The sequence below is a fragment of the Hymenobacter sp. genome, from assembly GCF_035709525.1.
GTDB lineage: Bacteria > Bacteroidota > Bacteroidia > Cytophagales > Hymenobacteraceae > Hymenobacter.
Genome location: NZ_DASTEP010000107.1, coordinates 21,949 through 29,088, shown reverse-complemented (window position 1 = coordinate 29,088; position 7,140 = coordinate 21,949). Strand labels below are relative to the sequence as shown.

The window sequence follows — 7,140 nt, the reverse complement described above, 5'->3', positions numbered from 1 at the left end:
CCCAGAGCTGGAAGCTACCCCAGAACCCTGGTTATTAGCCCCCGCTCAACTGCCTTTTCCTGATTCAAAAAGGCCGGCCCGCTACTCCGAATAGAGCAGCGGGCCGGCCTTTTTAGTCGCAGTTAGCAGCCGCTCCTAGCGACTACCTAGGCTGCCGGGCACAGCTTGGTTTTGCCCTTTGCCCTTAGCACCCGCCGCGCCAGCGGGTGGCCCGAGGTAGGTGGCGGGCAGCGGGCCCGCGCTCACTACCAGTTTTTCGAGCACCACGCCGGGGTCTACGCGCCAAAACTTGAGCACGTGCGCGCCAGCGGCGGCCACGTTGTGCTGCGAAGTTTTCAGGATAATGTTCTCCGCCACCGCCCGCTCCCAGGGCCGGTTACCATTATCGGGGTTGAGGCCGGTGTGCAGGTTGATAAGCTGCGGCGCTTCCTCGTCGATAGATACCGCGTAGCGCAGGCCGGTACTGTTGGTAAAGTCCAGGGTCGGTGCCAGGTAGGCGCTCACCATCACCGGCCCGGCCTGGGGCAGGTTGATGCGGTACTCCAAGTGCGCGCTATTGCCGCCCGGCGCGGCCGTGGGCGCGGCGGTAACCGGAAAGGCCGTGACGGCCCCCGCCGTGCGCCCCAGGTCGGGCAGGCGCTGCCAGGTAATAGTGCCCGCATTCACGGCCTGGGTGTAGTTTTCGGCATTGAGCGACACGTAGGCAGCCTCGGGCGTGGCGGGTTGGGGCGCAGGGGCCGTGGCCGTAGCGTCCGCGGGCAGCGTCACTACTTCGGGCATTTTGTCGGCGTTGGGCTGCTGCCAGTAGGTGTAGCCGATGTGCGTTTGGTCCATCATGTGGTTCCACTTGCCGCCGGCCAAGGCGTGGTAGCGCTGCTTAATTTCTGCGTCTTTGGCATACAGGGCCTTGGCTTTTTCGGCCAGCGCGTTGGTGTTGGGTTGGTTGGTTTTAGCGGCTTCGCGGTTTTGGGCTACGGTGTAATACAGCTCGTTGAGGTTGGCGCAGGCCTGCACCGGGTGCAGCACCAGCTCGAAGTAGGCGTCGCGGTCGGCGGCGGGCAGCTTCTGGCCGATGGCCTCGGCGCGGCTTAGCAGCTGGTTGTACTCGGCTACCACCGTGGGCCACTCGGTGCGCAGGTTATACGTATTCGCGTCGAGCAGCTCGGGCTTGCGGCGGGCGTTGTACTTGGCGTATTTGGCCAGAATGTCGGCAATGTCGGCTGCGTGCTTGGGGCCAAACTGCTGCTCGGCCCAGCGCTGGGTGTAGGCGGCCACGCCATCGGCGGGCAGGGCGTCGGGGTTCCAAGCGTAGTTGAGGAAGAAGCTGATGGGCAGCTCCATCGGCTTGAGGTCGCCCACGTTCACCACCCAAATCTGGTTGGCGCCGTACTCGTGGGCCAGGTGCATCTGCTCCCAGATGCGCGGCAGCGGATTCGTGTTCAGCCACTTGTAGTTCCTAGGTCCGCCCACGTAATCGAAGTGGTAGTAGATGCCGTAGCCGCCCTTGCGCGGCGCGTCGCCGAGCTTGGGCAGCTTGCGGAGGTTGCCCCAGTTGTCGTCGCAGAGCAGCAGGGTCACGTCGTCGGGCACGCGCATACCCTTGTCGTAGTAGTCCTGCACCTCCTTGTAGAGCGCCCACACCTGCGGGGTCTGGTCGGCGGGCTTGCGGGTTTCTTCGGTCAGAATCTGGCGCTGGTCGGCCACTATTTTTTCGAGCAGCTTGATGTTGCTGCCCTCGCTCATGGGCTCGTCGCCGTCGCCGCGCATGCCGATGGTCACGATGCTTTCGTGCGTGCCCATGTTCTTAATGCCCTGCCGCCAAAACTCTTGCAGCACGGGCGCGTTGGTCTGGTAGTTCCAGGCGCCTTTGCCGTAGCGCTTCCACTCCTGCTGGGCGCGCTGCATGGGCTCGTGGTGCGAGGTGCCCATCACGATGCCGTAGGTGTCGGCCAGCTCGGGGCTGCGCTTGTCGTCGTCGTTAAAGGCGTTGCCCCACATGGCGGGCCACAGGTAATTGCCTTTCAAGCGCAGGATTAGCTCAAAGACGTGCTCGTACATCTTCGAGTTGATGCCGCCAAACTTCTCCTTAGCCCAGCCACTGAGCGCGGGCGCTTCATCGTTGAGGAAAATGCCGCGGTACTTCACCTGCGGCGCACCCAGCGTATGGCGGCCGGCGGCCACGTAAAGGTTCTTTTGCGGCTTGGTCGGCACATCGGCCCACCAGTACCAGGGCGACACGCCCATCTGCTCCGACAGGTCGTAGAGGCCGTAGATGGTGCCGCGCTTGTCGCTGCCCGCCACCACCAGTGCCTTAGCTACCCCTGGCATAGGGTTGTCGATGGCCTGCACCACGAAGGTTTCCCAGCGGCCGGCCAGGTTGCTCACGTCGAGCTTTCCGCTTTGCACTAGCTTGTCAATCAAGGGGCTATGCCCTAGGGTGCCTACCAGCACCACCGGCTCCTGAGTGGCGGCGGGCGCGTCGGTAAGCAGCTGCGGCTCGCGGCCGGTCACACGCTTGATGTCGGCCTGTACGTCGCGCATGGTGCGCAGCACGCCGGGCCAATCGCTTTCGCTGGCGTAGAGCGCGGCGGCCTTGCCGCCGGCCACGAGCGGGAAGCTGCCGGTTGCCTTCTTAGCCGAGATGTAGTGCTCGCTAAGCGGCGCGGGCGTTTGCTGTGCGTCGGCCAGGGCGGGCGACAGGAGCAGTAGGGCGAGGGAAAGGCGGGAGAGAATAAGACGCATGGGAATTGCTAGCAGGAAAAGAAGGTTGGTGACGCCGCTACCGGGCGGCCTGCACCACGGCCCGAAAAGCGGGCTTGGGCTGGAAATTGCGGTCGAACAGCAGCGGGTAGCTGGTGCGGCCCCGAATAGGCCAGTTATTCAGCCACGAGTCAGCGTCGGTCACACCCCAGAGCGTCACCCGGTCAATCACGTCGCGGTGTTTATGAAACAGCGCAAACAGGTCGGCGTAGCGCTTGGTGAGCTTCTGCTGCACCGAGTCGGGCAGGCCGGTGGTGTACACGTTGTATTTGGCGTCGGCCCCAAAGGTTTCGGCAATGTCGGCGCCCTGGCGGCGGCTGGGGTTCGGCAGCACATCGATGTCGAGCTCCGTGAAATTGACGTGCACGCCCAGCTTCGCGAAGGCCACAATGCTGGCTTCCACCTGGTCGATACTTGGTTTGGTAAGGCCGTAGTGCCCCTGCATCCCAATGGCCGTTACCTTGATGCCCTTGGCTTGCAGGCTTTTCACCAGCTTAATCACGCCCTCGCGCTTTTCGGGGCGATACAGGCTGTAGTCGTTGTAGTAAAGCTCGGCCTTGGGGTCGGCCTTGTGGGCGTATTCAAACGCCTTGGCGGCAAAATCCTCGCCGATGAGCTCCAGCCACTTGGTTTTGCGCAGGTCGCCTTGCTGGTCGTCAATGGCTTCGTTGAGCACGTCCCAACCCGCGATTTTACCCTTGTAGCGGCCCACCACGGCGTTGATGTGGTCTTCCAGGCGCTTGAGCACTAGCTCGCGGCTGGCGGGCTTGCCGTCGGTGTCCTCAAACACCCACTTGGGCGTTTGCTGGTGCCACATGAGCGTGTGGCCGATGGTGAACATCTTGTTGGCCTGCCCAAAGGCCACGTAGTCGTCGGCGGGCTTGAAGTTGTAGGTATCGGGCTGCGGGTGCACGGCCTCCCACTTCAGCAGGTTTTCGGGGCTGATGGTGTTGAACTGCTGCTTGATGAGGGCCAGGGATTTATCGTCGCGGCCGCTAACCTGGCGGTTATTGAGGGCAGCCCCCACGTAGAAATCCTTCTTGTAAGCCTCCTTCAAGGAGGAGTCCGCTTTTGGCCCAAACCCCAGCCCTAGCCCGGCCAGGGCCAGGCACCAACGCAAATTATTGGCTTTCATAAAGGTAATTAGATAAAAAGCCGACGCAAACCGGCGCCTGCGGCATTCTTGTGCTGCGTTCGCGCCAACTGGTAGTGTTGCGCGAAGCCGGCAGCATTTGCGTAACATCAAAAAGCGCTCAACATGGCGGGCAAAGCGCAGCCATCGCACCTATTCAGCTCGTCCTGATGCGATTGCTGCGCTTCGCCCACTATGGCAAGCGCTTTTTGCGTACTTCCTGAAAGCAAAAACTTCCCCGGCCAGCCGACTCATCGTTCGCACCAATCCTCAGCTGGCCAGCTCCGTTTTAACTAGTCTTCTAGCATGCCTAGATGTACTGGTTGATAATGCTTTCCAGCCACTCCTGCTTGCCGCTGCGGGGCGTGGGCTCGCCGGTTTCGTGCGCGATTTTGCGCAGGTCTTCCAGCGTCAGGTTGCCCTTGGCAAACTCAGCGCCGGCACCCGAGTCAAACGAAGCGTAGCGCTCCTGGCGGAACTGCTTGTAGGGCGACTTGGTCAGGATGGCATCGGCCGTAACCAGCGCGCGGGCGAAGGTGTCCATACCAGCGATGTGGGCGATGAAGATGTCCTCCAGGTCGGTCGAGTTGCGGCGGGTTTTGGCGTCGAAGTTGATGCCGCCCGGCGCGATGCCGCCGTGCTCCAGGATGATGAGCATCGACTCGGTCAGCTCGTTCAGGTTGTTGGGGAACTGGTCGGTGTCCCAGCCGTTCTGGTAGTCGCCGCGGTTGGCGTCGATGCTGCCGAGCAGGTTGGCGTCGGCGGCTACTTGCAGCTCGTGCTGGAAGGTGTGGCCGGCCAGCGTGGCGTGGTTCACCTCTAGGTTCAGCATGAAGTCATTCTCCAGGCCGTGCTCCTTGAGGAAGCCGATTACGGTAGCAGCGTCGAAGTCGTACTGGTGCTTGGTGGGCTCGGCCGGCTTGGGTTCGATGAAGAACTTGCCGGTAAAGCCCTGCTTGCGAGCATAGTCGCGGGCGATGCTCAGGAAGCGACCTAGGTGCGCTTGCTCGCGCTTCATGTTCGTGTTGAGCAGGGTCATGTAGCCCTCGCGGCCACCCCAGAAGGTGTAGCCCTCGCCGCCCAGCGCGATGGTGGCGTCGATGGAGTTTTTCACCTGCGTGCCGGCGTAGGCCACCACCGAGAAATCGGGGTTGGTGCTGGCGCCGTTCATGTAGCGCGGGTTCGAGAATACGTTGGCCGTGCCCCACAGCAGCTTCACACCGCTTTCCTGCTGGTGCTGCTTGAGGTAGTCTACCACCGTGCTCAGGTTGCGCTCGTACTCGCTCAGCGACGAGCCTTCGTCTACGAGGTCTACATCGTGGAAGCAGTAGTAGGGCGTGCCGAGCTTGGTGATAAACTCAAACGCCGCGTCGGCTTTGTCCTTAGCGCGGCCCACGATGTCGCCTTTGGCATCCCAGGCAAAGTCTTTGGTGCCGGGGCCGAACGGGTCGCCGCCGGTGCCCACGAAGGTGTGCCAGTAGGCCGTGGCGAAGCGCAGGTGGTCCTTCATGGTCTTGCCAGCTACCACACGGTTTTCATCGTACCACTTAAACGCCAAGTGGTTGTCCGAATCGCGACCTTCGTATTTAATCTTGTCGATGCCCTTGAAATATTCTGAGGTTGCCATGTTGAATGGAAAGTGGAGAAATTGAGGTAGTAAGTTGAGAGGATTTCTTAAATGCTGTCCTTGCGAGCGCAGCGCAGCAAGGACAGTCGGTTTGTTGCCCTAGGCCAGCAGCAACTCCGCTGGCCGCAGCTCCCGGTCCAGCAGCGTCAGCCAGTCCGAATAGGCCGCTTGGTACTGCTCGCGCAGCGCCGGCGTGGGCTCGGTAGTGCTTATCAGCTCCAGCCCACCGAAGGCCTCCTTCGGGCTGGCGTACACGCCCGCCCCAATGCCCGCGCCGCGCGCCGCGCCCTGCGCGGCGTCGGTGTTGTAGAGCTCCAAAGTCAAATTGCCCGCGTTCACGAACGCCTCGCGGAACACCGGCGAGAGGAACATATTGGCGTGGCCGGCGCGCACGCGCTGCACCTGCACGCCCGAGCTGCGCATGATGTCCATGCCGTAGTTGAGGGCATACACGATGCCCTCCTGCGCAGCCCGAACCACGTGCTCGCGGCCGTGGATGTTGAACTGTACGCCGTGCAGGCTGGCTGCCGACGGACGATTTTCAAGAATGCGCTCGGCGCCGTTGCCAAACGGCAAAAAGCTGAGGCCCGCCGCGCCCACCGGGGCCTGCGCCGCCAGCTGGTTGAGCTGCTCGTAGGGCAGGTCGCCCACTAGCCGGCGCAGCCAGCTGTTCAAGATGCCAGTACCGTTGAGGCACATGAGCACACCGTTTTTGGGCCGCTCTAGGGTGCTGTTGACGTGCACAAACGAATTGACCCGCGAGCGGGAATCGGCCGACAGCGTTTCGTTGATGCCATAGACCACGCCGCTGGTGCCGGCCGTAGCCGCCACTTCGCCCGCGTTCAAGACGTTGAGCGAAAAAGCATTATTAGGCTGGTCGCCGGCGCGGTAGCTGATGGGCGTGCCCGCCGCCAGCCCTAGGGTTTGCGCGGCCTCGGCCGTGAGGCGGCCCTGAATGGCGAACGTATCTACCACTTCAGGCAGCAGCTCGGCGCTGATGCCGTAGTAGTCGAGCAATTCCTGGGCAATGGCCTGCTTCTTGAAATTCCAGAACACGCCCTCCGACAAGCCCGACACGGTGGTTTGCAGCTCGCCGGTCAACTTGAAGGCGATGTAGTCGCCGGGTAGCTGGATTTTGTGAATTTGGGCATAAATCTCGGGCTCGTTTTCGCGCACCCATTTTAGCTTCGAGGCCGTGAAGTTGCCCGGCGAGTTCAGGAAATTATCGAGGCAAAAATCCTCGCCTAGGTCCCGAAATGCCTGGTTGCCCAGCTCTACGGCCCGGCTGTCGCACCAGATAATGGCGGGGCGCAGCACGTGCCCGGCCTTGTCCACCAGCACCAGCCCGTGCATCTGGTAGGTGATGCCGATGGCCGCTACTTGGCCGCCCTCGAAGCCGTAGCCGTTTTGCAGCTTCTGGGTGGCGTTGATGATTTCCTGCCACCAGCGCTCGGGGCGCTGCTCGGCCCAGCCAGCCTGGGGCACGTCCATGCCCATTTCGGTAGTGGGCGTGGTGGCAGCAGCCACGCAGCGGCCGGTATTCACGTCGAGCAGCGAGGCCTTGATGGAAGAGCTACCGATGTCGTAGCCGAGTAAATATTTCATTTTTATAAGCCGTTAG

The 7,140-nt window shown here is 62.1% G+C and carries 4 protein-coding genes; all 4 read right to left on the bottom strand.

Annotated elements, in window-relative coordinates; translation table 11 throughout:
- Positions 1–135: 135 nt before the first annotated feature.
- The gene (locus tag VFO93_RS08935) at positions 136–2,742 is read right to left on the bottom strand and encodes a glycosyl hydrolase 115 family protein (protein WP_325134018.1); all 2,607 of its coding nucleotides are present in this window, start codon (positions 2,740–2,742) and stop codon (positions 136–138) included.
- Between the two features lie 37 nt (positions 2,743–2,779).
- Positions 2,780–3,895 (bottom strand): endo-1,4-beta-xylanase, encoded by a 1,116-nt coding sequence (locus tag VFO93_RS08930; RefSeq protein ID WP_325134017.1) that lies wholly within the window; start codon positions 3,893–3,895, stop codon positions 2,780–2,782.
- A gap of 307 nt (positions 3,896–4,202) precedes the next feature.
- On the bottom strand, positions 4,203–5,519 hold the full coding sequence (gene xylA / locus VFO93_RS08925) for a xylose isomerase (RefSeq protein WP_325134016.1): 1,317 nt from the start codon (positions 5,517–5,519) through the stop codon (positions 4,203–4,205).
- A 99-nt stretch (positions 5,520–5,618) separates the two neighbouring features.
- Positions 5,619–7,124, bottom strand: a complete 1,506-nt coding sequence (locus tag VFO93_RS08920) for a xylulokinase (RefSeq protein WP_325134015.1) — start codon at positions 7,122–7,124, stop codon at positions 5,619–5,621.
- Positions 7,125–7,140 lie beyond the last annotated feature (16 nt).

What these genes read in the sequence shown, in the direction of transcription:
- VFO93_RS08935 (WP_325134018.1), bottom strand. Translation starts at nt 2,742, where the DNA reads ATGCGTCTTATTCTCTCCCGCCTTTCCCTCGCCCTACTGCTCCTGTCG.
- VFO93_RS08930 (WP_325134017.1), bottom strand. Translation starts at nt 3,895, where the DNA reads ATGAAAGCCAATAATTTGCGTTGGTGCCTGGCCCTGGCCGGGCTAGGG.
- xylA (WP_325134016.1), bottom strand. Translation starts at nt 5,519, where the DNA reads ATGGCAACCTCAGAATATTTCAAGGGCATCGACAAGATTAAATACGAA.
- VFO93_RS08920 (WP_325134015.1), bottom strand. Translation starts at nt 7,124, where the DNA reads ATGAAATATTTACTCGGCTACGACATCGGTAGCTCTTCCATCAAGGCC.